Source organism: Verrucomicrobiia bacterium (assembly GCA_019634625.1).
In the GTDB taxonomy this organism is placed as follows: domain Bacteria; phylum Verrucomicrobiota; class Verrucomicrobiia; order Limisphaerales; family CAIMTB01; genus CAIMTB01.
This window is the reverse complement of the sequence record JAHCBA010000004.1, coordinates 26284-49773: the sequence shown is the minus strand read 5'-3', so window position 1 is coordinate 49773 and position 23490 is coordinate 26284. Positions and strand designations below refer to the sequence as shown.

22 protein-coding genes and 2 pseudogenes are annotated in these 23490 nt (G+C 60.9%); 20 read left to right on the top strand and 4 right to left on the bottom strand.

Features of this window, described 5'->3' with window-relative positions; all coding sequences use genetic code 11:
• Positions 1–2: 2 nt before the first annotated feature.
• On the bottom strand, positions 3–1226 hold the full coding sequence (locus tag KF833_03515) for an ISAzo13 family transposase (GenBank protein MBX3744352.1): 1224 nt from the start codon (positions 1224–1226) through the stop codon (positions 3–5).
• A gap of 43 nt (positions 1227–1269) precedes the next feature.
• On the opposite strand from KF833_03515, the gene KF833_03510 reads away from it, so the two are divergent.
• The 8 genes from KF833_03510 (at position 1270) to KF833_03475 (ending at position 10711) form a co-directional block, all read left to right on the top strand.
• Entirely contained in the window at positions 1270–1620 is a 351-nt protein-coding gene (locus KF833_03510) for a glycosyltransferase family 2 protein (GenBank protein MBX3744351.1), read from the top strand.
• Positions 1621–1842: 222 nt separating this feature from the next.
• Positions 1843–3492 (top strand): hypothetical protein, encoded by a 1650-nt coding sequence (locus KF833_03505; GenBank protein ID MBX3744350.1) that lies wholly within the window; start codon positions 1843–1845, stop codon positions 3490–3492.
• A gap of 658 nt (positions 3493–4150) precedes the next feature.
• Positions 4151–4474: an FkbM family methyltransferase gene (locus KF833_03500; GenBank protein MBX3744349.1), complete on the top strand. Its 324-nt coding sequence runs from the start codon at positions 4151–4153 to the stop codon at positions 4472–4474.
• Positions 4475–4535: 61 nt separating this feature from the next.
• Positions 4536–6395: an asparagine synthase (glutamine-hydrolyzing) gene (asnB, locus tag KF833_03495; GenBank protein MBX3744348.1), complete on the top strand. Its 1860-nt coding sequence runs from the start codon at positions 4536–4538 to the stop codon at positions 6393–6395.
• 97 nt (positions 6396–6492) lie between these two features.
• On the top strand, positions 6493–7581 hold the full coding sequence (locus KF833_03490; protein MBX3744347.1) for a glycosyltransferase: 1089 nt from the start codon (positions 6493–6495) through the stop codon (positions 7579–7581).
• Entirely contained in the window at positions 7578–8675 is a 1098-nt protein-coding gene (locus KF833_03485) for a glycosyltransferase family 2 protein (protein ID MBX3744346.1), read from the top strand. The genes KF833_03490 and KF833_03485 overlap by 4 nt, the downstream gene beginning before the upstream one ends.
• An 11-nt stretch (positions 8676–8686) precedes the next feature.
• On the top strand, positions 8687–9412 hold the full coding sequence (locus tag KF833_03480; protein ID MBX3744345.1) for a class I SAM-dependent methyltransferase: 726 nt from the start codon (positions 8687–8689) through the stop codon (positions 9410–9412).
• A 39-nt stretch (positions 9413–9451) separates the two neighbouring features.
• Positions 9452–10711, top strand: a complete 1260-nt coding sequence (locus KF833_03475; GenBank protein ID MBX3744344.1) for a DegT/DnrJ/EryC1/StrS family aminotransferase — start codon at positions 9452–9454, stop codon at positions 10709–10711.
• Between the two features lie 340 nt (positions 10712–11051).
• On the opposite strand, the pseudogene KF833_03470 reads toward KF833_03475, so the two are convergent.
• Positions 11052–11325, bottom strand: a pseudogene (locus tag KF833_03470) (IS1634 family transposase).
• Between the two features lie 127 nt (positions 11326–11452).
• Here KF833_03470 and KF833_03465 point away from each other — a divergent pair.
• The 6 genes from KF833_03465 (at position 11453) to KF833_03440 (ending at position 17909) form a co-directional block, all read left to right on the top strand.
• Positions 11453–12487 (top strand): sugar transferase, encoded by a 1035-nt coding sequence (locus tag KF833_03465; GenBank protein ID MBX3744343.1) that lies wholly within the window; start codon positions 11453–11455, stop codon positions 12485–12487.
• A complete protein-coding gene (locus KF833_03460) occupies positions 12480–13442 on the top strand; it encodes an FkbM family methyltransferase (protein MBX3744342.1) in 963 nt (320 codons plus the stop codon). The genes KF833_03465 and KF833_03460 overlap by 8 nt, the downstream gene beginning before the upstream one ends.
• Before the next feature lie 133 nt (positions 13443–13575).
• Positions 13576–14241 (top strand): class I SAM-dependent methyltransferase, encoded by a 666-nt coding sequence (locus KF833_03455; GenBank protein MBX3744341.1) that lies wholly within the window; start codon positions 13576–13578, stop codon positions 14239–14241.
• Positions 14242–14365: 124 nt separating this feature from the next.
• Complete coding sequence (locus KF833_03450; GenBank protein MBX3744340.1) at positions 14366–14656, top strand: hypothetical protein; 291 nt, start codon at positions 14366–14368, stop codon at positions 14654–14656.
• 645 nt (positions 14657–15301) lie between these two features.
• Complete coding sequence (locus KF833_03445; GenBank protein ID MBX3744339.1) at positions 15302–15556, top strand: type II toxin-antitoxin system prevent-host-death family antitoxin; 255 nt, start codon at positions 15302–15304, stop codon at positions 15554–15556.
• Positions 15557–16007: 451 nt separating this feature from the next.
• Entirely contained in the window at positions 16008–17909 is a 1902-nt protein-coding gene (locus KF833_03440) for a polysaccharide biosynthesis protein (protein ID MBX3744338.1), read from the top strand.
• Here the strand turns inward: KF833_03440 and KF833_03435 are convergent.
• A pseudogene (locus KF833_03435) lies at positions 17887–18102 on the bottom strand (DUF1720 domain-containing protein). The gene KF833_03440 and the pseudogene KF833_03435 overlap by 23 nt on opposite strands.
• Here KF833_03435 and KF833_03430 point away from each other — a divergent pair.
• The 5 genes from KF833_03430 to KF833_03410 all read left to right on the top strand — a co-directional run bounded on the left by KF833_03430 (position 18101) and on the right by KF833_03410 (position 20277).
• A complete protein-coding gene (locus KF833_03430; protein MBX3744337.1) occupies positions 18101–18322 on the top strand; it encodes a four helix bundle protein in 222 nt (73 codons plus the stop codon). The pseudogene KF833_03435 and the gene KF833_03430 sit on opposite strands and share 2 nt — an antisense overlap.
• 258 nt (positions 18323–18580) lie before the next feature.
• The gene (locus tag KF833_03425; protein ID MBX3744336.1) at positions 18581–18913 is read left to right on the top strand and encodes a nucleotidyltransferase domain-containing protein; all 333 of its coding nucleotides are present in this window, start codon (positions 18581–18583) and stop codon (positions 18911–18913) included.
• A complete protein-coding gene (locus KF833_03420) occupies positions 18895–19407 on the top strand; it encodes a hypothetical protein (GenBank protein ID MBX3744335.1) in 513 nt (170 codons plus the stop codon). Before KF833_03425 ends, KF833_03420 begins: the two co-directional genes overlap by 19 nt.
• Positions 19408–19744: 337 nt before the next feature.
• Positions 19745–20032, top strand: a complete 288-nt coding sequence (locus KF833_03415; protein MBX3744334.1) for a nucleotidyltransferase family protein — start codon at positions 19745–19747, stop codon at positions 20030–20032.
• A complete protein-coding gene (locus KF833_03410) occupies positions 20029–20277 on the top strand; it encodes a DUF86 domain-containing protein (GenBank protein MBX3744333.1) in 249 nt (82 codons plus the stop codon). The genes KF833_03415 and KF833_03410 overlap by 4 nt, the downstream gene beginning before the upstream one ends.
• A 329-nt stretch (positions 20278–20606) precedes the next feature.
• Here KF833_03410 and KF833_03405 read toward each other — a convergent pair whose 3' ends face one another.
• Positions 20607–21320: a hypothetical protein gene (locus KF833_03405; GenBank protein ID MBX3744332.1), complete on the bottom strand. Its 714-nt coding sequence runs from the start codon at positions 21318–21320 to the stop codon at positions 20607–20609.
• Positions 21321–21679: 359 nt separating this feature from the next.
• On the opposite strand from KF833_03405, the gene KF833_03400 reads away from it, so the two are divergent.
• Positions 21680–23350, top strand: a complete 1671-nt coding sequence (locus KF833_03400) for a hypothetical protein (GenBank protein MBX3744331.1) — start codon at positions 21680–21682, stop codon at positions 23348–23350.
• The last annotated feature ends 140 nt before the right edge of the window (positions 23351–23490 follow it).

Here is a 23490-nt window from a genome sequence, read left to right as displayed (position 1 = left end):
ATTCAGACTCGGGGATGAATCGCGTAGTTCCAATCGCCGTGAAACGTGGACTTCGTGATCTTCACTCGTGCCAACTCCTCGTCAGTCACAGTGATGCCGGTCTCGTATTCAGTTGTGTCCAATGCAGCTCGAACCAGCAACCCCTCCTTCGTGGTTGTGTTAGCGATCAGGTTCACGATGACTTGGTATCCAGTCAATGGCCGGCCTCTCCAGTTCTTCGTGATGAAGCTGAAAAGGCGATGCTCGATCTTGTTCCACTTGCTGGTACCAGGTGGGAAGTGACACACATCAAGGCGAAGGCCGATTTCATCCGCCAGTTCCTGCAATGCCACCTTCCACAGGCGGTTGCGGCTGCTGTTGCTTCCACCACCGTCGGCGGTGATCATCAACTTGCTCGCGCCGGGGAATCTCCGAGATCCCATCTCCTGCCACCACCGGCGGATGCTCGCCGCGGCGAATCGGGCGGTATCGTGGTCAATCCCGACACTGACCCAACCCTCGTTGCTCGCGAGGTCATAGACTCCATACGGAATGGCCTTGCCGTGCTTGGGATCGGGGAAGTCATGCACGTTGACCGCTGTGGGCTCTCCCTTCACTTCCCATTCCCTTCCGGGATTCTTGAATTCGCCCACCAATTCCTTCTTTTTCGTGTCCACGGAGATCACAGGTTGCGATCCGCGCTGGAAATGAAGTACCTGCCGGCTGATGTGTTCGAACTGGGCATTCCGGTCCGGATGCGACGCGCCCTCCCGTGTCTTGCGATTGGCCTGGAGGCTGTAACCCGAAGCCTTCAGAAGGGCCGCCACCGTTCGCTCACTGACCACATGCTCCTCGCGCCGCAGCTCCGCTGCCAGCTTCGCTGTACTCTTGCAGGTCCACAGAAGCGGCGACTCCGGGTGTCCGCGAGTCATAGGGTCCACCAGCGCCGAAAGGGCGGCCAGCAAGTCGGGATCGGTCTCGACGAGCGGCTTACGACCGGCACCCTCTCGGCGGATCCGAACGGTGATCGCCTCATCGGGGTGAGTTCGGCGATGCTCCAGTTCACGGGTTCCCGCGATAATCGTGTTACGGGCCAGCCCCGTAGCCTTCGCCACGGTACTCACGCCTCCCCAGCCCAAGTCAGCCGCCTCCGAGGCCGCCCACTGGCGACGCATCCGCTCATCCATCATGCCCGACAGGGAGCGGTACTTGAGCCGAATCCGCTTCACAAGTTTGGGATCGGTCACCTCAAAGAGGTGAATGCCATTCGTCCTCGATTGCAAGGCTTAAATGCTCAAGTTATTGTTGCGCGCTCCCATAGTGAAAGCATGCAATGCTGGCCATGTGGAAGTTTCGGTTGTTATCGCAACCTGCAATCGCCCGATCTTGGTTTGGGAAGCGGTTGAATCTATCCGGAACCAGACTATACGGGACTGGGAACTACTGGTGGTGGATGATGCCTCAGACGATGGGGTGGTGGATGGGTTGAGGAGTCGACTTTCTGGGGACAAGCGCTGTCGTTTGGTCTGCAACAGGATTCGCGTAGGACCAGCTCAGGCGTTCAACCAGGGCATTCGAGAGGCGCTGGGCCGCCTTATTGCAATCATGGGGGATGACGACATTGCACTGCCAGCGCGTTAGGAAAACTATGGCACGTCAGGCGAGAGGCATGTGAAAGCCGGATTTCTTATCAGAATTGGGACTACTCCTAACGTGGTGCCCCTTGGTCCAGCATCTGCGCGGTACCGCTGGTCGGAGTGGGAGTCGAGGCCGGAATCCTTTGCTGGAATTTGGCAGGGATTCAGGGTGCAGCAGGGATTTGACTGGCATTTCGACCCCAGAACGGGACGGGGAGTGGTTGTGATGGGACGACCCGTTCTCGGGGATGGAACCTATCTGACAGCAGCAGACTTGCTATGCGGTTGGAATGAGGAGGTGACGCCAGATCCTGCGTACTGGCATGGAGTATTCAATGTCGCGTTGGTGGACACGAAGGAATGCACGCTTTTGCTGATGTGCGATGATTTCGGATCATTACCGCTCTATTACGGTGAAAAACCAGACGAGGTTCTGTGCTGCAATTCTCTTCGAATGGCAAGGGCTTGGGGCCTGGAAATCGACGATGTAGCCTTTGCAGAGCAGTACGCTCTTGGATACGTGGTGGGAGAACGGACATTAGTCAAGAATTTGGCGCGAATCGCGCCTGGTTCAATGGTTAGATTATCGCTGAGGGGTAGTAGGTCGCCAAGAGTGCACCGTTGGTCAAGCGCTTGGTCGAACTGCCTGGGGGGAAAGCTGGCGGATTTGGGTGACGAGGCCGCGGAGCGCTGGCGAATGAGTCTGGCGACCCTGGGGCGATTGGCAGGGAGGGTGGGTGTAATGTTGAGCGGCGGATTGGACTCCCGCCTTGTGCTTGGCGGATTCAGTGCACTAGGTGCAGATACTGTCGCATGCACCCACGGTGATCCCGATAGTGTGGAGGTGGATCTGGCGAAGGAGGTGGCGAGAGTCCTTCAAGTTCCGTGGACCCTGAATGCCGTGGATGGCCGATTCTCCATAGAGAACCTGCATCTGAGGGATGTCTTTTTAGAGACTGAACTGCTAGTCAATCCGGTATGGTGGGGGTCGGGTATGCTGCTTCAGGAGCGCAACTGCAGTGCGTTGACAACCGGTTGCCTGGGCGACGCGTTGATAGGCGGATCGTACTATGTTGACGCGTCTGCTGGTCGTCGCCTAACCAGAAATCTGATTGGGAGTCTTGGGTGGACACTTAAGGCTACCGACGCGGACCGTGCCAAACTGGACGGCCTGGCGGACGTGATCGTTGCGGAGGCGACAAAGCGAATGAGGCATCACGGAGCACTCTTACGGGATGAGCTGCGAGCCACGATGGCGATCAGTCTCGCAGGGTTAAAGGAACGGGTCCTTTCGGTTCTCGGTGGTTATGTTGGAGAGGGTGCTTCCAAGTTGGAGCAGGTGAAGGAGCGGTACTTGTGCGAGCATAGGGATAGAAAATTCATTTTCGGCCAGGAATTGCAGCTAATGGCGTTTGGAGTTCTGGTACTACCTTCAATGGATTCAACCTTTGCACCATGGCTGACAAACCTGGACCCCGCGTTGCGATATGACCACAGGCTGTACTATTTGCTTTTTCGGCGCCTCTATCCTGCACTGGCGAAGATTGCGGTACCAAATCTGTATGGGAGGGTAGATCGTGCACAGTTTGTGATGGAGGTCAGCCGGGTGGTTGGCAGGGCCATTGATAGGTGGGGAAGGCGCAAAGCCCGGCCGAGGTCGTGGGTCAATTTCAATGAATGGCTGAGAGCCTCTGGGGGTCTTGGAGCCTATGAGAGAATTTTCCTCGGCCTACCCGAGATTTTTGAACAAAGGGCGGTCCGTGCGCGGTTTGAAAGTATCCGTTCCGGAGAGAGATCGCTTTATGACGGAAACGAGAGTTTGGGGTTTATTGCTGCGGCCTGGCATCGGGTGGGTGAGGCAAGGGTGGACGTGTGACCTGGTGGCACCTGGAGAATTCGGTGTCCGGAGGCAGTGGTGGTCCAGCGCAGCGGCGGGTCGGAAGGAGGAACGTGCATAGAGAAGAAGGGCTAGATATCCGGCTCGCCATGCGACTCAGAAATCCGTTACCTCGTCATGTCGCCACAAGGGTCCTTACTGGCCTTGGAGCCTTTCAAAATCAGTCCTTGCGGGGACAAACTCTAGATTGGTTGAGGGTTGGAAAATGAATTTTCTTTGGTACGGAATTTGTCGTTTCCTACAATTTGTATTTCCTCCAACTGTCGCCCGACGTGTAGCTGGGTCTCCTGTCCTCAGGAAGCCACGGGATCTTCTGATCCGCCCACACGGGGATCCATGGATAGTCCAGGGAAAAGTCGTATGGGAGGCTCTACACTTCCTGTTCGCCGCTCCTCCACGGGTGCTGCATCGTGCCCAGAAGCGGGGTATTGAGAACAGGTTGTGTAGGCTCGCGCGCGCCGTTCTGAAGGAAGGTGACACGGCCGTTGAGGTCGGAGGAAACTATGGGTTTGTGGCCGTCATGCTAGGTTAGGCATTAGGTCCAACAGGGCGAGTGGTTGTTTTCGAAAGGGATCCGAGGGTTGCGACCGTACTCCGTTCCAATGTGGAGACAAATCGACTCCAGGAGAGGATCGAGGTGATTGCCTGTGGTGCAGGCGCAGCTGACGAGGAGAAGATGCTCACTGTGGATGCGGCTATTGGTAAGCAGAATGTGCAACTGCTGATGATTGATACAGATGGTCACGACTTAAGCGTATTACGGGGTGCCGGTTGCGTCCTTCGGCGCAGTCACCCGGTGGCGATCGTTGAAGTGAACGATGCATGTCAGGCGATTTTCGAGTATTTGGAGAGTGTTGGGTATAGTTACTTTATCGACATGTCGAATGAACGAGTCGTACCAAATGACTGGCCTGTTAATGTTATTTCTTCTACGAAAGAAGTACATATTCTAGGGATTTGATTTGCTGGGATATCAGGAATGCGGGGTGGGTGTAAGGTAGTCTAAAAGGAGGAGGAGGGGAATGTGTGGATTCGCAGGTTGGTTTGCAGGGCTTTGGTCCGGTTGGGAAGCCGAGGAGGTGGGCTGTCGCCTGGAGCGGAGGGGACCGGATGACGCAGGGGAATGGGTGTGCCCGGAAGGGATGTGCCATCTGGTGTTTCGGAGGCTGGCGATCGTGGATCTGAGCGAGGCCGGGCATCAGCCCATGGTGTCGCATGACGAGGGTTCGGTGCTGGTTTTCAACGGGGAGGTGTACAATTTCCGGGAATTGAGGGTTGAACTGGAGCGGGAGGGGCGGGTGTTTCGGTCAGGGACGGATACGGAGGTGGTGTTGGAGGGTTTGCAGACCTGGGGTAGGGGGTTTCTGGGGCGCTTGAATGGGATGTTCGGTCTGGCCTGGTACGACCGGCGGGCGCGCACGGTGCTGCTGGCGCGCGATCACGCGGGGATCAAGCCCTTGTACTGGCGCCGGGATCCAGCCGGCGGAGGGGTGGCATTTTCGTCGCAGTTGAACTGCCTGGTGACGGTACCCTGGGGCGGCGGAGCCGAGGTGGACGCGGAGGTGTTGGAGGTCTATCTCCGCTGGCACCATGTGCCGCCGGCACTGGGCCTGTTGAGGAATACCGGACAGGTGGCGCCGGGGGGGTGGATTGAGGTCGGACCGGGTGGCGCGTGGAGGGAGGGACGATGGTGGTCGCTTCCGGATGAGGCGCCGGAGTCCGATCTGCATGGGGAGGAGGCCTTGGAGGGGCTGGGAGCGGTGCTGGACAGGGCGGTGAGGCGGCAGCGAATCGCAGACGTTCCATTGGGCGTGTATTTGTCCGGGGGGGTGGATTCCCCGCTGGTGACCGCTGTGGCGCGGAGGCAGACCGATGGAGGGTTGCGGGCGTTCACAATCGGCAATCCGGGATGGGGTCAGGACGAAGGAGCCATGGCGGCCGCCTACGCGGCCCGGCTGGATGTCACGCATCGGTTGACGGAGATTCGGGGAGAGGACGCGTTGGCGGTGTTGGGGGAGGTTCGCGAAGCCAGCTATGAGCCGCTGGGTGACTTTTCCATTGTTCCGACCCTTCTGGTGAGCCGGTTGGCAAGGACGGAGGTGACGGTGGTCTTGAGCGGGGATGGCGGGGACGAGCTGTTTTTCGGGTATGAACGTCCCTGGTCGCTTCTGCGCCATGCCGGCGACTGGCGATGGCCGGGGTGGGTACGGCGGTGCCTGTATGGGGCGGGCAAGATCGGCCTGCTGGGGCGGCGCAGCGGGTCCCTGCTGGCCCCGTCTCCAGGGGCGTACTACTCCGGGGTCAACAGCCGCCTATCGGAGGCGTGGCTGCGCCGGCTGGCTCCTGACCTGAGGGGGGGGCTGAAGGGGTTTGATCTGTATGCGGAGCCGGCCACGAGAGGGATCCGGGACCTGGCTCATTTTTCACGTCGCGCCGAGTATTACGGGCAGATGCAGCGGTGCCTCAAGAAGGTGGACATGGCATCGATGCATAACAGTCTCGAAGTGCGGGTGCCGCTGCTGGATCGGGAGGTCGTTGAACTGAGTTTGCGACTGGATCCCATGGAATGCCTTAGGGGAGGGGAGCGGAAGGCGCCCCTGAGAGACCTGCTGGCGCGGGAGGTGGGTGAGGAACTGATCTCACGAAGGAAGATGGGCTTCAGTGTTCCCCTGGCGGGATGGCTTCGTGGACCGTGGAAGGGGGTGGTGGAGGATACGCTGTTCGGCGGAAAGCTGATGCCTTCGGGGATGTTCGACGTTCGGGAGTTGAGGACACTGTGGAACGAGCACCTGGAGGGTCGGGCGGATCACAAGTGGACCTTGTGGACCCTGTTGTCGCTGCAGTGGTGGGCACAGCGATGGCTTGGCGCTCCTTCGCGTTGATTTCTCCGAGGTAATTCCCTTTGCAATGCCTTCCGTGGATCCGATCCGGGTACTTTTCACCATTCCGAACTTCATTACCGCGGGCTCGGGTCGTGCGATGCTGAACATTGTCGAGCGACTGGACCGAAGGCGGTTGGCGCCGGGAGTGTGTGTAAGTCGGAAAGGCGGAGAACTCGATCGGGTGGTCGAGGAGTTGGGGTTGCCGTTCATCGAGGCGGAGTTCACGGTTCCGGCGAGGCCCTATCTGAGTCTGGCGTGGCGGGCGTGGCGGGCAGCGCGGCGGCTCCGCCGCGGTGGCTTCCAGATCTGGCACAGTTTCCATTACAGTTCCGACTACACGGAGGCCATCATCGCCCGAATGGCTGGGGCGCGAGCATGGGTTTTCACCAAGAAGAACATGAGCTGGGGCGAGCGGGCATGGAGGTTGAGGACGCAGTTTGCCACCCGGATCGCAGCGCAGAACACCGACATGCTTCGGGAGTTCTTCGGACGTCCGGCATGGGCCCGCAAGACGCGCCTAGTCCCCCGCGGGGTGGTCACGGAGCGATTCCACCCCGAGGCCGTCCCGGAACTCAATTTGCGTTGTAGGCTTGGCATTCCAGTTGACGACGTCGTGGTGGCCTGCGTGGCCCAACTTTTGCCCGTAAAAGGACATGCGACGCTGCTGGAGGCGGTGGCGACGTCGGCGGATCTCCACGTGCTTCTGGCGGGCGCTCCACTCGATGCTGAATACGCGAGGGAACTGGACGCGTTGACGCGGAGGCTGCGGCTGGAACGTCGAGTGCACTTTCTGGGGCAGGTTTCGAATGTTCCGGCATTGCTCTCGGAAGTGGATGTATTCGTCCTGCCCACCTGGGCCAGGTGGAGGATGGAAGGATGTCCGGTGGCCCTGTTGGAGGCCATGGCCTGCGGGAAGGCTTGTGTGGCGACAGACATTCCCGGATCTCGAGACCTCGTGGAGACTGGCGTGTCGGGGTTGCTGGTGCCGCCGGAAGACGTTGAGGCGATGAAGGGCGCGCTGGCAGCCCTGGTGGCCGACGCGGGACTTCGCCAGCAATTGGGGATGGAGGCGCGGCGCCGCGTTCTCGAGAGGTTCACCATCGAAGCGGAGGTTGCGGCCCACGAGGCACTCTACGGAGAGATCGTGACTTGGAGTCGGGGCCGGGAGGGCATGGGTCGGGAATGAGCCTGCAAAGCGACGAGAGTGTGGCGGGTTCCGCCGAGGGGACCGGGGACCGTGGCCCACGCGTGTCCATCCTGATCCCGTGCAGGAACGAGGCGGATAGCATCGTGGCCTGCCTGGAGTCGGTAAGGAGACAGGAGGCCCCGGACGGTGGCTTGGAAGTGATCCTGGCGGATGGGGAGTCGGAGGATGGGACCTTGGAGGTCGTGGAACGGTACTTGCAGCAGCGGAAGCCGGGGGAAGCGGGTGCGGCGTCGGAGATCAGGCTGGTGCGGAATCCGGGGCGCATCGTCTCGACAGGCCTGAACCAGGCGATCCGCGAGGCGCGGGGAAGGATCCTGGTTAGGATGGATTCGCACACGGAGTATGCCCCGGATTACGTGCGGCGATGTGTTGAAGTCCTGGAGAAGACAGGCGCGGACAACGTGGGCGGGCCGGCCCGCACCCGGGCGGAGGGGTACTGGCCGCGTGCGATCGCCGCCGCCTATCATTCCCGTTTCGCTGTGGGTGGTGCCCGATTTCATGATGTGGACTATGAGGGGCCGGTGGACACCGTGACCTATGGGTGCTGGCGCCGGGAGGCATTTGAGAAGTTCGGATACTTCGACGAGGAGCTGGTCCGGAACCAGGACGATGAGCATAACCTTCGGATTGTCCGGGGGGGCGGGAGGATCTGGCAGGATCCGAGGATCCGCAGTTGGTATCGTCCGAGGGGCTCCTTGAAGGCCTTGTTCCGGCAGTACGCGCAGTACGGCTACTGGAAAGTCCGGGTGATCCAGAAGCATCGGCTGCCGGCGTCGTGGAGGCATGTTGTTCCCGCAGGATTCCTTCTGACACTGGCAGGACTGGCGCTTGGGGGGACCTTTTTGCCGTGGCTTTGGTGGGTGTTGGGGAGTGTGGTCGCCCTTTACGGAGGCGGCTGTTTGGTCGCCTCATGGACGACTGCAAGGCGGTGGGGATGGGATCTTTTGCCGGCGCTTCCCGTGGTCTTTGCCACCTACCATGTGGCCTATGGTTGGGGATTCCTGGGAGGGTTGGTGGACTTCGTCCTGCTGCGCCGTCGGGCGAGGGCGGGATATGAGCGTTTGACCCGGTGAAGCTGCCCGGAATGGTCCTCCCCGACACGCCTCAACCCGCCCTGCTCCGGGATATCATCGAGTGGGACGTTGGAAATTGGGCGCGGTGCCTTCCGTACTGGCGGGAGTGGATTCCATCGAACGGGGTGGAGCCCTTGAGGGTCCTGGCTGTCGGTGAGCGAAATGGTGGGATGAGCTTGTGGTTCGCCAGGATGGGTTGTCGGGTGGTTTGCACCGATGTGGACGGTCCTACTCCCTTGGCGAAGGAGATTCATCAGCGCCATGGTGTCACGGATCGAATCGAGTATGCCGCCGCCAGCCTCATGGGGCTTCCCTATGAGGCCGATTCGTTTGACATTGTTGCGTGCAAGTCGGTGATAGGCGGGGTAAAGGGGATTCGAAAGGTCCGGTCCAGTCGGACCTTGGAGAACCATGGGCTCGCGGTGGAGGAGGCCCGGAGGGTCTTGCGTCCCGGTGGACTATTCCTGGGAGCTGAGAACTTGCGGGGGAATGTGCTCCATCAGTGGGTGCGACTGCGCAGGCACCGAGGAAATCTGGGTTGGAGGCACATGAGCCCGGTGGAGCTGGACTGGCTTCTGCGTGAGTTTTCGGAACGTGAAGTCAAGCCGTTCGGCTTCATCGGGGCGGGAAACGGGGAGGGAAGGTGGAATCGGTGGCGAGGAAAGATGGAGGAGTGGCTATCGCGTTGCCTGCCGCGGGACTGGCTCTACATCGGGTTCTTTCGGGCACGGAAGTAGGCGGGTGTTGTTCCATTGAATCCGTGGGAATCTGACATGATGCGCAAGGTACCCTTTTACCGGCCGTGTGTGGGCGAGGAGGAAATCGCGGAGGTGGTGGCGACGCTTCGGGGCGGGTGGTTGACGACCGGTCCGCGGACCAAACAGTTCGAAGGGGAGTTCGCGGCGTACCTGGGCCAGCGTCACGCGGTCGCGGTGAATTCCTGTACGGCGGCCTTGCACCTGGCCCTTGAGGCCATCGGAGTGCAGGCCGGGGACGGCGTGGTGGTGCCGACGATGACCTTTGCGGCGACGGCCGAGGTGGTCCGGTATTTCCAGGCGCACCCGATCCTGGTCGATTGCCGCGAGGAGGATTTCAATCTGGACGTGGCGGACGCGGAGCGACGGATTGTGGCCGAACAGGGTAAGGGGCGTCGGGTGTTGGCCATCATTCCCGTGCACTACGGGGGGCAGATCGGGGATGTGGCGGGGGTGCAGGATCTGGCGAGGCGGCATGGGTTGAGGATTGTCGAGGATGCGGCGCATTGTTGTCCGGCGCATTTTTGGGAAAGCAGAAAGCAGAAAGCAGAAAGCAGAAACCTGAAACCTGGAGCCGGAGACCTGAAACCTGAAAAGGGAGAGGTGCAGGAGGAGGGCGTTTGGCGGTCGGTGGGGTGGGGGGCGGATATCAGTTGCTATTCGTTCTATGCGAATAAGACGATTACGACCGGGGAGGGGGGGATGGCCTGTACCGGGAATGATGCGTACGCGGAGCGGATGCGGATCATGTCGTTGCACGGGATTTCGAAGGATGCATGGAAGCGGTACACGGGAGAGGGATCGTGGTACTACGAGATTCTGGCGCCGGGGTTTAAGTACAACATGACCGATATCGCGGCGGCGATCGGGATTCATCAGGTGCGGAAGGCGGATCGACTGCACCGCCGTCGGACGGACCTTGCGGCGGCCTATCAGCAGCGCCTGGGAGGCATCGAGGAGATTATTCTGCCAAAGCAGTTGCCTGGACGAATTCATTCCTGGCATCTGTACCCAATCCGGCTGCGGTTGGACCGGTTGTCGATCGATCGTGGGGAGTTTATCCGCAGACTTTCGGAGCGGGGAATCGGATCGTCGGTGCATTGGTTGCCGCTGCACATGCATCCGTATTATCGGGAGATGTATGGGTACAAACCCGAGGACTTTCCGGTGGCGGCGCGGTTGTATCCGGAACTGGTGACGTTGCCGCTTTTTCCCGATATGGAGGAAGGGGATGTGGATGCAGTTTGCCAGGCGGTGGTGGAGGGGATCATGAGAGGGTAGGGGAATGGGACGATGGGACTTTGGGACTTTGGGACTTTGGGACTTTGGGACCATTGGACTTTGGGACGATTGGACCGCATGTTCGATGAATTTCTCTCTCACGGAGGCACCGAGGCACGGAGGATCCTGATTGGGATGGTCCCCATGGTGTTCTCTTCCATCTCCGTGTCTTTGTGCCTCCGTGAGAGGCATCCACTCGATTTCGCAAGGGAACAAATCAGTCTCCCGACCCGGATCGCCGTCTTTCTGGTTCGTCCGTAACAGATACCGGCCTTCCTGGCGCCTGACCTGGCAGAGCCTATTCTTCGCGCACCTCCTGCCACCGCAGATCGGTCTGGCGCTTCTCCAACCGACTCAACCGCCCTTTGGGCGTGCCGACCAGATACTGAACCGGCGGATCGTGCCGGCGCATCTTCTCCAACACCTCCTCGGTCGGAATACCCCGGTCCATCACCCAGTTCCGCTGGGCCTACCCGTCTTGGGCTTCGATATTCTCCAGGAACCCCTCCAAGGTCGTCTTGTCGGCCGTGTTGCCAGCCCATCACCTCGTAGGCCAGTGGAAAGCCCTGACGGAGTGACGATCAGGCCAGGACCACCTGAACGCAATCCGCCCGTGGTCCCATGGTCCCAAAGTCCCATGGTCCCAAAGTCCCATGGTCCCATGGTCCCATGGTCTCAAAGTCCCAAAGTCCCAAAGTCCCAAAGTCCCATAGTCCCATAGTCCCATAGTCCCATAGTCCCATGGCCCCAAAGTCCCATGGTCCCAACCTCAAGCGGCTCACCGATGTCGTTACGTCGGCCCTTGGTTTGCTGGTGTTGTCGCCACTGGGTCTGCTGATCGCGCTTTCGGTCAAACTGGGCGATGGCGGCCCTGTATTCTTCGGGCAGGAACGGATGGGTCGGGGCGGGCGTCCGTTCAGGATCTGGAAGTTCCGAACGATGGTTCCCAACGCGGACCGGGTGGGGATTGCGGTGACCCAGGGACGGGATCCGCGGATCACGAGGGTGGGGCGTTGGTTGAGGCGGTGGAAGCTGGATGAGCTGCCCCAGTTGTGGAACGTGCTGGTCGGAGAGATGAGCCTGGTGGGGCCGCGTCCGGAGGTGCCCAGGTACGTGGCACTCTATGATGAAGGGCAGCGGGAGGTGTTGAGGCTGAGACCGGGGATCACAGACGTGGCATCGCTGGCGTTCCGGCATGAGGAGGAGTTGCTGGCCGGCGCGGACGATGTGGAGGGCTTTTATGTGCGAGAGTGTCTGCCTCGGAAGATCGCGTTGAACCTGGAGTATCAGGCGATGGCGACGTGGTGGACGGATGCCGGGGTGGTGTTGAGGACCTTGGGACTTTGGGACTTTGGGACTTTGGGACTTTGGGATGGGGATCGGGATGGGGAGGCGAAGAGTGAGGCCCTTGGGGTTGCGGATGGGGCGACCTTAGGAGTGCGGGCAGGCATGCGGGTTGCGGTGGTGGGCGGGGGGAATGCAGCCGTGCGGATGGTTGCAGCGCTGCAAGGATGCCCAGGGGTTGAGGTGGTGGGGGTGTTCGATGAGGATCCACGGCGATGGCACAGGGTGGTTCGTGGGGTGCGGGTGGTTGGGATGCCTGAATGCCTGCTGAACGCCGGTTGGCGGGAGCGGGTGGATGTGGTCCTGGCGAGTGGACCGATGGAGGAAGGCTTGTGTCAGGGACTGCAAAGGTTGGGCATCCAGGTTCGGGAATGGCGAGCGGGCGCTAATGAGCGGCGGGACTGCCGAACGAGCGGGATGCAAAATGGATAAGGAATCGCTTCAGCGCAGAATTCGCCGGGCCCGGGCCATCACCCGCTGGTTGCCGCTGATCCTGGCCCAAAGGGCGAGGGAGCTACTGTTGCCCTACCGGGAGGTGGCGAAGCATACGGATCTGGTGGAATCGGAGAGCCTGCATGGTACGCGATTGCTGGCGCCGCTGAATGATCGGCACCAGTACAGGATGCTGTTCCATGGGTGCTATGATTGGCGCAATGCCTGTGTGGCACGGGTCCTGTGTCGGACCGGAGAATGGGTTATTGAGATCGGGGCGAATGTCGGGACGGAGACCCTGGATCTTTGCGGTGTGGTGGGGCCATCGGGAAGGGTCGTCGCTTATGAGCCGAATCCCGGAAACGCCGAGCTATTGGAAATGACCCTGCGAAACAACGCGCTTCAGAATGTCACACTCCACCGATGCGCCTTGGGGACCGCGTCGGGGCGGATGAACTTTCAACTTCCGGAAAATAAGGCAGAGTCAGGCCTCGGCCATCTGCTCCTACCGGAGTCAAGTAGTCCCGGCAGTCGCCTCGGCAAGTCCATCGAGGTGGAGTGTCGAAGCCTTGACCAGGAGAAATTGCCGGCCGCTGCTGCAGTATTCATTGATGTGGAAGGCTGGGAATGCGCGGTGCTGGAGGGTGGAGAGAGATATCTACAAAAGAACAAGCCACCCCTGGTGCTGGAAGCGTCTGAAACGCTGCAACAGAGGGCGGGGCGGACGGTATCGGAATTGGCCGGGATGGTTCGTGATCTGGGATACCGGATCTGGACGCTCGGAAGGTGGGGTGTTCGGCCGCGATGCGAGAGGAACAGCCCTGGTGCTCATGGCAACTGGCTTTGTTTGGAGGCATCGCAGGGTGCGCAGGCGGTGGCCGTGGGGCATAGCATCCTTCGTGCGTACATCCTGCCGCCCATACCCGGACTTCATCCACTAAGACAGTCAGGGTGAATGGAGGAATTGAAGTCGGTGTCGAGATGATTTCAGCGCTGACTCTGCGAGATTGGGAGCATTCGATATGCGTACATTGTACGAAAACCTCATGCTTGGGGCGAGCCCTTGCATGTCCGCGCACCTGGGGCGGGTGCAACGTGACCTTGAGTTTCTAAGTGGCAGCATAGGAGGGCGGCCCAGGCTGCTCGATGTCGGAGGCCGTAAGTCGCCGTACACGGTCGGATTGCGGGCTGATATCACCATTGTTGAACTGCCCCGTGTCTCGGCGGTTCAGGAGCGGTTGCACCTGGGATGGACGGAGTCGGTGATGGCCGAGATACGGCGGCGGCGATCCAACATAACGGGACTTATACTGGAGGACATGACACAATCCACGCTTCCGGACGGCGCGTTCGACGGAGTGATCAGCGTAGAGGTTATTGAGCATGTGCCGGACGACGTTGCATTTGTTGGCCAGATTGCCCGTGTCTGCAGGTCCGGCGGCTTTGCCTATTTTACAACTCCCAACGGCGACTACATCAAAAACGAACCGCCTCACTACAATCCGGACCACATTCGTCACTATACCAGGGACAACCTCGAGAGGCTGCTCTCGAAGGACTTTTCCACGGTCAGCGTCAAGTATGGCGTTCGGACCGGTAAGCACAGAGTTCGAGGTATTCGAGGGATGTCGGTGAAAAGACCCGTTCGAACGATGGTGGCAATGATTAGCAATTTGATCAACAGATGGGAGTCACAAGGCCTGGACGACTCAGGGCAGCGAACGGCTCACTTGTTCGCCATTTGTCGGAAGTAGGGCCCCGTTGTGGTGCCAAGGCTCATTGCGATTGGGCATCTTTCAACCAACGGAAGGAAGCCGCATGAGGCGCAGTTGGATCGGACGGTTGCGACGCCCACCAATGTGGACGGAAGGTATGCCGATGGCCCCGGTCGAGGCGATGGCGTCGGCGAGGGTTGTGGTGGGAACCAATACTTCAGGGATCAATTTCATTCTGGCCGATTTTCCGGATTGCTTGGTTCCTCCAGGTGATTCTAAAGCCCTGGCGAGCAAATTGATTGAGGTGAAGGCATTGGGCCCCGAGGCGCGGGCGGTTCTGGGGAGGAGGATGAGGGCCAAGGTCGTTGAGGAATATTCGATGCCGCACTTCATCGGGCGCTACGAGGAACTCTATGAGGCGATGGTTGGAGGGAAGGTGGGGCGGGAAGCTTAGGGACTTTGGGACTTTGGGACTTTGGGACTTTGGGACTTTGGGACTTTGGGACTTTGGGACTTTGGGACTTTGGGACTTTGGGACTTTGGGACTTTGGGACTTTGGGACTTTGGGACTAGCGTGGCAGGGGGGGGGAAGTCAATGAGGAAGTGTCTGAATAGGGTGGTGTGGCAGAATGGAAGGGCGGGACCAACGTCACGACCCTGCAGGGGGCGTAGATCGTTTCCCCGGAACGATCGGACGTTCGTGCGGGTCTGCGACCCCTGACGGGGTCGGGATGGGTTGATCGAACGGGTTCCGGAGGTCTCGCAAGGCTCGACCTCCGGCTACCCTCTGGCATCCCTGCGGGATGCTCCACCCGGAATGTCGCTGGAGTGCGAAGTGTTCTGGACATTTCGAGAACACTTCGGCTTCGTCGCGGGGCCGAACACCTCCGTCCGCTCCGCCGCCCGAAAAGCCCGCGAACGGTTACGTTGAGTTCCACGAGGCCGCAATGGTGTGGAGTGTTGGGTCGAGGAGTCGCGAAGCTCGTCCCTCGGAGGCGTTGCCTCCTCGGTACGCACAACGCGGGGATGCAGCGGAAGCGTTCCCGGGAACGGATTGCCGATGGACGTTGGGGGAGGTGTGATACAGGATCGTATCACGATGAAGACGGCCACGGTCAGGGATTTGAGGAATGGGTTCGCGCGGATTTCCAAGTGGATCGAGGAGGGGGAGCCGGTGGAGATCACCAAGGGCGGCAAGCGCTTTGCGCGACTGGTTCCTGCCGAGCCGCATCGGCCAGGCCGGTTCAGGATGCCGGACATCGAGGCGCGGCTGAATCGGACGTTCGGCGAGACGTGTTACGACGCGGAGGAGGTGGCGGGCGGGATTGCGGCCAGCAGGGGGGACCTTTCTTGACTTTGGGACTTTGGGACTTTGGGACTTTGGGACTTTGGGACGATGGAAGGTTGGGGTGGGGAGGGGTAAGTGGTAGGGATTGCGGAGTGGGGTGGGGCGTTCCGGGATGGGAATCCTCGGTGGCGGATTCGACTCGCGGTTAATGTCTGGAGACCCTGCGGGATTCTCCGAAATTGGGCGGTTGTGGCGTGATGGCGCCGAGATTGCCCGCTCTGAGGCAGTAAGGATGATTGGGCCCGCTCCGAGGTTCTCCACCGGTAGGCCTATTGATTGGATTGGAAGGGCGCCGGTATGTCCAGGTCACCATGGGGTCTTCGGTTCCTCACGGGGCCTCCATACTTTTAACCTACCGACTCCCAAGGGTCCCAAGGTCCCAAAGTCCCAAAGTCCCAAGGTCCCAAAGTCCCAAGGTCCCAAGGTCCCATAGTCCCATAGTCCCAATTTCAGAGTGATGAGAATGAATTTGTTCAAGTATTCGCCGCGGGTGCGGGTGTGGATGCTGGGGTTGATGTATGGGGTGGAGTTGTGCGCGACGTTGTGGCTGGCGTATGAGTTGCGGTTCGATTTCGCGGTGGATGCGGAGGCGCAGCATCAGCGGTTGATCGTGCTGCTGTGGTTCGTGCCGCTGCAACTGGCGTTCCTGGGGCTGTTCCAGCAGTTGAATCCGTTGCTGGGCTATTTCAGCACGCCGGACCTGGCGCGGATGTTCCATGCGTTGCTGCTGTCGGCGGTGGTGGCGGGGGTGGTGTGGCTTTTTGCGGGGACGACGCTGGCGCCTCCGCGCGGGGTGATCATGGGGAATTTCATTTTTGCGCTGGTGGCCTTGGCAGGGGTGCGGCTGGCGTTGCGGGCGCTTTGGGAGTCGCGTCCGCACGGGGATGCGGGGCGGAGTCGGCAGGTGAAGCGGGTGGCGATCATCGGGGCGGGGGACACGGGGGCGATGCTGGCGCAGGACCTGATGCTGAAGCCGGCGCACGGGATGGTTCCGGTGGCGTTCTTCGAGGATAACCAGGCGTTGTGGCGGTCGCGGTTGCACGGGATCCCGGTGGTGGGGTCGCCGGAGGGGATTGCGCGGGCGCGTGAGGAAATCCAGTTCGATGAGGCGATCATTGCGATGCCGTCGGCGCCGGCGCATCGGGTGGGGGAGATCGTCCGGTTGCTGCGGGATGCGGGGTTGGGATGCCGGACGGTGCCGTCGATTCATCAACTGGCGATCGGGCAGGTGAAGGTGAGTCAGTTGAGGAACGTGGAGATCCAGGATTTGCTGGGCCGGGATCACGTGACGTTGGCGACGGAGGGGATTCGCGGGATTCTCGAGGGGCAGGTGGTGATGGTGACGGGGGCGGGAGGAAGCATCGGGAGCGAGTTGTGCCGGCAGATTGCGGGGTATGGTCCGGGGAAGGTGCTGCTGGTGGAGCGGTCGGAGCCGAGTCTGTTCGCGATCGAGCAGGAGCTGATCGGGATGGGGCACGGGGGACGGATCGTGCCGGTGATTGCGGATGTGATGGATGAGGAGCGGATGGAGCAGGTGTTCCAGGCGTGCCGTCCGCGGGTGGTGTTTCATGCGGCGGCGCACAAGCATGTGCCGATGATGGAGGCGCATCCGGGGGAGGCGCTGAAGAATAATGTCCTGGGGACGGCGCGGCTGGCGGAGTTGTGTCTGCGTCATGAGGTGGACCGGTTCACGCTGATTTCGACGGACAAGGCGATCAATCCGACGAGTGTGATGGGGGCGACGAAGCGGCTGGCGGAGATGTATGTCCAGGCGCTGGCGTCGGCGCATCCGGGGCGGACGAAGTTCATGGCGGTGCGGTTCGGCAATGTGCTGGGGTCGTCAGGGAGCGTGATTCCGTTGTTTCAGAAGCAGATTTCGGAGGGGGGGCCGGTGAAGGTGACGCATCCGGACATGACGCGGTATTTCATGACGATTCCGGAGGCGGTGATGCTGGTGTTGCAGAGTGCGATGCAGGGGGAGGGCGGGGAGATCTTCGTCCTGGATATGGGGAAGCCGGTGCGGATCATGGATCTGGCGCGTCAGATGATCGAGTTGAGCGGGTTGAAGCCGGAGGAGGATATCCGGATCGAGATCACGGGAAAGCGGCCGGGGGAGAAGTTGTTCGAGGAGATCACGCACCAGGGGGAGGATTTTGTGGCGACACCGCACCGGAAGATTTTCCGGTTCGTGTCGAAGGCGGAGGATGTGGGGGAGATGCGGCGGGTGTTCGTCGCAATGTCCGGGGAGTTGCACGGGATGACGGGGGAGCAGGTTCGTACCTGGCTGCGGAAGACGGTGCCGGGGTATAGAGGGGGGAGCTTGAAAGCTGAGGCCGGAAACCGGAAACCTGAGGCCTGAAGCTTGAAACCTGAAACCTGAGACCTGAGGCCTGAGGCCTGAGACCTGAGACCTGAGACCTGAGGCCTGAGGCCTGAGGCCTGAAACCTGAGGCCGGAGACCTGAGGCCTGAGACCTGAGACCTGAAGCCTGAGACCTGAGACCTGAGACCTGAGGCCTGGGGCCTGAGGCCGGAAGCTGGAGGGGGAGAGATGGAACTTGAGGATAGTTATGAGGGGAAGAAGAGCGATCTGCGGGCTCGGACGAAAGGGTTCGCAGGGGGGGTGATCCGGTTCTTCAGGGAGCTGCCGCGGGAGCGGGTGGAGGTGGCGGTGATCGGGAAGCAGTTGCTCCGGTCTGGGACTTCTGTGGCGGCGAATTATCGGGAGGCGTCGCGGGCACGATCAAATGCCGAGTTCCAATGGATTCAGTAAAGGGCGGATCTCACGCAGAGACGCCAAGACGCGAAGGGAGACCGGCATAGTTTGCAGCGCCCATCATGTGGCGGTTAGGACTCGCGGAGCTCGTGCCTCGGGCAGAGAGGGGACGAGGGGACGAGGGGGATGGAGGATTTTGGGAGGACGGATGGAGGATTTGGGGCGGACTCGCGGAGCTCGTCCCTCCGGAAATTGAATTCGGGTCTCAGGTTTCAGGCTTCAGGTTTCAGGTCTCAGGCTCCAGGTTTCCCATTGATGACTTTGCTTCAGCAGCGGGATCTGGCTCTGGGAAGGCGCCGCGAAGAGTTGCGTCTGGCGGTGTTGGAGCGGTTGCGCGAGGTGTTGCCGCGGTGGTTGGGGTGGGACGAGGTCTGGGTGTTCGGGTCGGTGGTTCGTCCGGGGCAGTTTCGGGAGGGCTCGGATGTGGATATTGCGTTGGAACGGGAGCCGGAGGGGGTGACGATCTACCGTCTGCAGGCGGAATTGAGCGAGGTGCTGGGGCGGGAGGTGGACGTGGTATTGTTGTCGGAGTCGCGGTTTGCCGAGGCGGTGCGAAGGGAGGGCCAGCGATGGACGCGGTCGAATTGATGACGTTGCAGCAGGAGCTTCTGCGGGACGCGGAGGTGGTGGAGTCGGCGGCGGCGGCGGTCGGTGAGCGGCTGGAGGGAGCGGGAATTGCCCACGAGGAGGCGGCCGGTCACCAGCTCTGCCGACTGTACAATGCGATCGAACAGATGGCGTTGCGGGTGGCGAAGCGGTTCGAGAACGCGATTGACGATCCGAGCCGTTGGCATGCGGAACTGATTCGGCGGGTGACGCTGGAGATTCCAGGGGTTCGGCCGGCGTTGTTGCCGCGGGATATCGAGGGGCCGCTCGCCGATTTGCGCGGCTTTCGGCATGTCTTCACGCATGCGTACGATCTGGTTCTACGGCGGGATCGACTGAAGTTGCTGCGTGGCGATGGGGATCGGGTGGCGGCTCGGCTGCGGACTGAGGTGCTGCGGTTTGTTGAGGCGGTCGCGGCGATGCACGCGATACCGTGGCCGGCGGATGGAAACGGAGGCCGGAGGCCGGAGGCCTGAGGCCTGAGGCCTGAGGCCTGAAACCGGAGGCCGGAGACCGGAGACCTGAGGGAGAGGATGGAGTGGGAGGACAGTTATGAGGGGAGGAAGATCGATCTTTGGGCTCGGACGAAAGGGGTTTGCAGGGGGGGGTGATCCGGTTGTTCAGGGAGCTGGTGGACGGGTTCCAAAGCGCCCCAGCCTTCGGCTTTGTTCAGGTGTCAGCCTTCAGGTCTCAGGCCACAGACTTCAGGTTTCAGGATGCAGATAGTCGATGCATGATGGTGTGCGGGGTCGTAATCGGCGAAGCGATTGGGGGCTTTTCGGGCGGGCTATTCCCAGGTAATCTGCCTCAAGTATGACACTGCAAGTTGTACTTCACCGGAGGTCCCAAATTCTGGCACTGGCCGAACGGCACAGGGCTTGCGACGTGCGGGTGTTCGGTTCGGTCGCGCGAGGTGATGCGGGCGAAAGGAGCGATTTGGACCTGTTGATCAATACCCGTCGTGGTTGTTCGCTGCTCGACTTGGGCGGGTTGCTCGAGGATTTGCAGGATCTTCTCGGCTGCCGAGTGGATCTGGTCACGGAGAGTGGTCTGAAGCCCCACCTCCGGGAGCGCGTCCTGAAGGAGGCAATCCCGCTGTGAGAGGGACCCAAGACCGGCTGCGGGACATTCTGGATGCCGTCGATAGGATCGAGACAGAGCAGGCCAAGGGCAAGGCCGCCTTCGACCACAGTGAGCTTACCCAAGTCTGGATGGTGCATCATCTCATGATTATCGGCGAGGCGGTGCGAGCTATCGACCCAGCCTTCCGGCAGCTCCATTCGTCGATTCCATGGCGTAAGATCGCGGGAATGAGGAATCTTCTAGTCGCGAAGGGAGAACGGTAAAGGCCGCAGCGGCCATCATGTGGCGGTGAGGACTTGCGGAGCTCGTGCCTCGGGAAGGGATGGGACCAGGGGGATGGCGCATGGGGGGAGGACTCGCGGAGCTCGTCCCTCCGGAAATTGACTTCAGGTCTCAGGTCTCAGGTCTCAGGTTTCAGGTTTCAGGTTTCAGGTTTCAGGTTTCAGGCTTCCCATTGATGGCACGGGGAAGGGATCCGTCGAGGGATCGTGGAAATGGAAAGGGCCCCGAATGCAGAGGGCATTCGGGGCCGTGCTTGCTGCCCTATCGAAGGGAAAACAACGATCAATGGCAGCCGATGAAGGGACCGAGGCTACTTCTTCGCGAGGCGGGATCGAAGCCCGAGCAGCAAGGGAAGGAGCGCCAAGCCGCCCGCGATGTAGGTCGAGGGCTCGGGAACGACTGCAAAATTGTCCATCTCGAATGCAAACTCGCCGCTCGTGGCAACAACCTTTCTGAATGCCGTATCCGACGTGATATTGACGTAGTAAGTGCCGTTAATGCCCTGTGCTCCTCCGGCATTTGGCATCCCCGTGGTGGTTCCTGGAATTACAGAACCAATTACATTATTTGCGGAATCATAGAACGTCAGGGTATTGTAGTCATCGGTCGACCCCCAGACGAGCCCGAGATATGTATGGTCCTTGTCGAAGGTGAAGGTGATGGAACCATTGTCTCCCGTTCTACCGGTGGTCAGATACCTGGTTCCATCCGGCCCGGCAGCGGCATTTCCGAAGCCAACGTCATTGAGTCCGGAAAAGTAGGGCTGCGCATATTGGTTCTCAACAGATCCGGAAACCACCTGAGCGTTGGGTGTGAACGACACGGTGACGCCCGCGCCTGCGTACCCGCCACCACTGCCCAGCGGCAGACCGTCGAAAGTCAGCTTTGCGGTGTTGGGAAGGGGACCTCCCCCTACGGATGCCGTTACGCTTAACGCTGCGCTGGCGACCTGGCACGCGGCCAAGCTGGCAATCGCCGCGAGAACAAGCGGCGACTTAAAGAGTTTTTGTTGTGGAATTTGCATGCGGGATTGGTGCTTTGACTTGGTTTGATTCGATGGGCGGCGAACCTAATGCGAGGCAATTCGGCTAGCCAATTGATTTACGTCAAATTCAGTACGCGAGGGCAACGCTAAACGGGGCCACTTTTGGGACATGCCAGGGCGCTCTGGCTTCGCAAGATCCGAGATATGGCCTGCGGAATGGCCTTTGCGGAGCATCCATCCAGAGATCGGGCATCGGGGTGTTTTTCCGGGCTTTCCTCTGCGTTCTGGGGTTCCGCCGCAAAACCTGCCTTTTGGTGGATCCTCGAGGTGCAGCTCCTTGCTCAAGCGGGGTTGGCTTTGCAGGGGCGGTTGGTTAGGGTTGGCAAGACTTAAGCAATATGAAATCGAAGTGGGTTCGGATTCTGGTGATTTGTCTGGTGGGGTGCGCGTTGCTGGCGGGGATGGCGTACGGGGGGTATCGGGGATACAAGTCGTGGCGCCAGCAGCGGTTCGTCACGCAGGCGAAGGCGTTCCTGGAGGAGGGTCAGGAGCGGAAGGCGATGATCAGTCTGCAGCGGGCCATCCGGGCGAAACCGACGGATGTCGAGGCGGTGCGGTTGATGGCGGGAATGATGGAGCGGGAACGGTCTCCGTCGGCGCTGGTGTGGCGTCAGCGGGTGGTGGATCTGGCGCCGAACTCGATCGAGGACCGGCTGGCGCTGGCGCAGACGGCGATTTCGTTCCGGGACACGATGACGGCGACGAATGCGCTGGCGGGGGTGAGCGAGGCGGGGAGGCGGACGTCGGAGTACCAGAACGTGGCGGGCGGGGTGGCGTCGGTGCTGGGTCAGTTTGCGGAGGCGGAACAGTATTTTTCGGAGGCGGCGCGGATGGAGCCGGGGAACGATTTCGTCCGGTTGAACCTGGCGGTGGTGCGGATGCAGGGGACGAACGAGACGCGGTGGGTCGAGGCCCGGGAGTCGCTCGAGGGGTTGGTGGCGTCGTCCACGAATTCGGCGTTCCGGTGCCGGGTGTACCGGGAGTTGATCGGGCATGCGATGCGGACGGGGGAGACGAACCGGGCGGTGACACTGGCGGAGCGGATGATCGCGGAGCCCGAGGTGGCGTTCAGTGACCGGTTGCTGCGGCTGGATGTGATCGGGTTGACGCGGGGAACGAACTTCGTCGAGGAGCTGATGTCGGCGCGGGCGCTGGCGACGAATTCGGTAGGGACGGTGAACCAGATGATTCTGTGGCAGATGACGAAGGTGCCGCCGCGTCCGACGCTGGAGTGGATCGGGACGTTGCCGGACGAGTATCAGACCAATGCGGGGGTGGCGCTGATGACGTCGGACTTGCAGGTGGCGGTGCAGGATTGGGCGGGGTTGCAGGCATCGTTGGAGGGGCAGAACTGGGGGGCGCTGGAGTTTCTGCGGCATGCGTTCCGGACTCTGGCGATGCGGAACCAGGGAATGTCGGGAGCGGCGGAGATCGAGTGGGGGCTGACGATGCGGGGTACGGGGATGGATCGTGGGGCGTTGAACATGCTATTGCAGACGGTGGCGCGGTGGCGGTGGGCGGATGAGATGCGGGAGATTCTGACGGCGATGGTGAACCGGTATCCGGGGGAGAAATGGGCGGCGGATATGCTGATGCAGAATCTGTTTGCCGAGGGGCGGACGCGGTCGTTGATGTCGCTGTTCGGGACGCAGTTGAGTGCGAATCCGGAGGATCTGACGATCAGGAACAACCTGGCGATGACGGCGTTGCTGCTGGATGCGGGCGAGTTGCGTCCGCACGACCTGGCGCGTCAGGTGTACGAGGGCGGGCCGACGAATGCGACGTATGTCTCGACCTATGCGTTTTCGCTGCACATGCAGCAGAAGCATGAGGAGGCGCTGCGGGTGATGGGGACGCTGAGCGCGGAGCAGTTGGAGCAGCCGTCGATTGCGGGGTATTACGCGCTGGTGTTGCAGGCGAACGGGCGGGCGGATGAGGCGAGGCGGTATCGGGAGAAGGCGGCGACGGGTCAGTTCCTGCCGGAGGAGCGACGGATGTTGGGGTTGTGAGGGAGGCGAATCGGGAATGGCGAGTGGTTGGTCGTTGGTTGTTGGTTGTTGGTTGTCGGTTGTTGGTTGGGAGCAAAAGGCCCCGGACGCGAAGTGCGTTCGGGGCTTTTTGCGTTGCGGAGTGAGGGCCGGGAGGTTGG

Bases quoted from the DNA above. Each gene is read 5' to 3' on its own strand.
- KF833_03475 (MBX3744344.1), top strand. From the start codon at position 9,452: ATGCGCAAGGTACCCTTTTACCGGCCGTGTGTGGGCGAGGAGGAAATC.
- KF833_03485 (MBX3744346.1), top strand. From the start codon at position 7,578: ATGAGCCTGCAAAGCGACGAGAGTGTGGCGGGTTCCGCCGAGGGGACC.
- KF833_03405 (MBX3744332.1), bottom strand. From the start codon at position 21,320: ATGCAAATTCCACAACAAAAACTCTTTAAGTCGCCGCTTGTTCTCGCG.
- KF833_03420 (MBX3744335.1), top strand. From the start codon at position 18,895: ATGGACGCGGTCGAATTGATGACGTTGCAGCAGGAGCTTCTGCGGGAC.
- KF833_03510 (MBX3744351.1), top strand. From the start codon at position 1,270: ATGCTCAAGTTATTGTTGCGCGCTCCCATAGTGAAAGCATGCAATGCT.
- KF833_03415 (MBX3744334.1), top strand. From the start codon at position 19,745: ATGACACTGCAAGTTGTACTTCACCGGAGGTCCCAAATTCTGGCACTG.
- KF833_03440 (MBX3744338.1), top strand. From the start codon at position 16,008: ATGAGAATGAATTTGTTCAAGTATTCGCCGCGGGTGCGGGTGTGGATG.
- asnB (MBX3744348.1), top strand. From the start codon at position 4,536: ATGTGTGGATTCGCAGGTTGGTTTGCAGGGCTTTGGTCCGGTTGGGAA.
- KF833_03425 (MBX3744336.1), top strand. From the start codon at position 18,581: ATGACTTTGCTTCAGCAGCGGGATCTGGCTCTGGGAAGGCGCCGCGAA.
- KF833_03445 (MBX3744339.1), top strand. From the start codon at position 15,302: ATGAAGACGGCCACGGTCAGGGATTTGAGGAATGGGTTCGCGCGGATT.
- KF833_03505 (MBX3744350.1), top strand. From the start codon at position 1,843: ATGGGACGACCCGTTCTCGGGGATGGAACCTATCTGACAGCAGCAGAC.
- KF833_03480 (MBX3744345.1), top strand. From the start codon at position 8,687: ATGGTCCTCCCCGACACGCCTCAACCCGCCCTGCTCCGGGATATCATC.
- KF833_03400 (MBX3744331.1), top strand. From the start codon at position 21,680: ATGAAATCGAAGTGGGTTCGGATTCTGGTGATTTGTCTGGTGGGGTGC.
- KF833_03430 (MBX3744337.1), top strand. From the start codon at position 18,101: ATGGAACTTGAGGATAGTTATGAGGGGAAGAAGAGCGATCTGCGGGCT.
- KF833_03460 (MBX3744342.1), top strand. From the start codon at position 12,480: ATGGATAAGGAATCGCTTCAGCGCAGAATTCGCCGGGCCCGGGCCATC.
- KF833_03490 (MBX3744347.1), top strand. From the start codon at position 6,493: ATGCTGAACATTGTCGAGCGACTGGACCGAAGGCGGTTGGCGCCGGGA.
- KF833_03450 (MBX3744340.1), top strand. From the start codon at position 14,366: ATGGCCCCGGTCGAGGCGATGGCGTCGGCGAGGGTTGTGGTGGGAACC.
- KF833_03465 (MBX3744343.1), top strand. From the start codon at position 11,453: ATGGCCCCAAAGTCCCATGGTCCCAACCTCAAGCGGCTCACCGATGTC.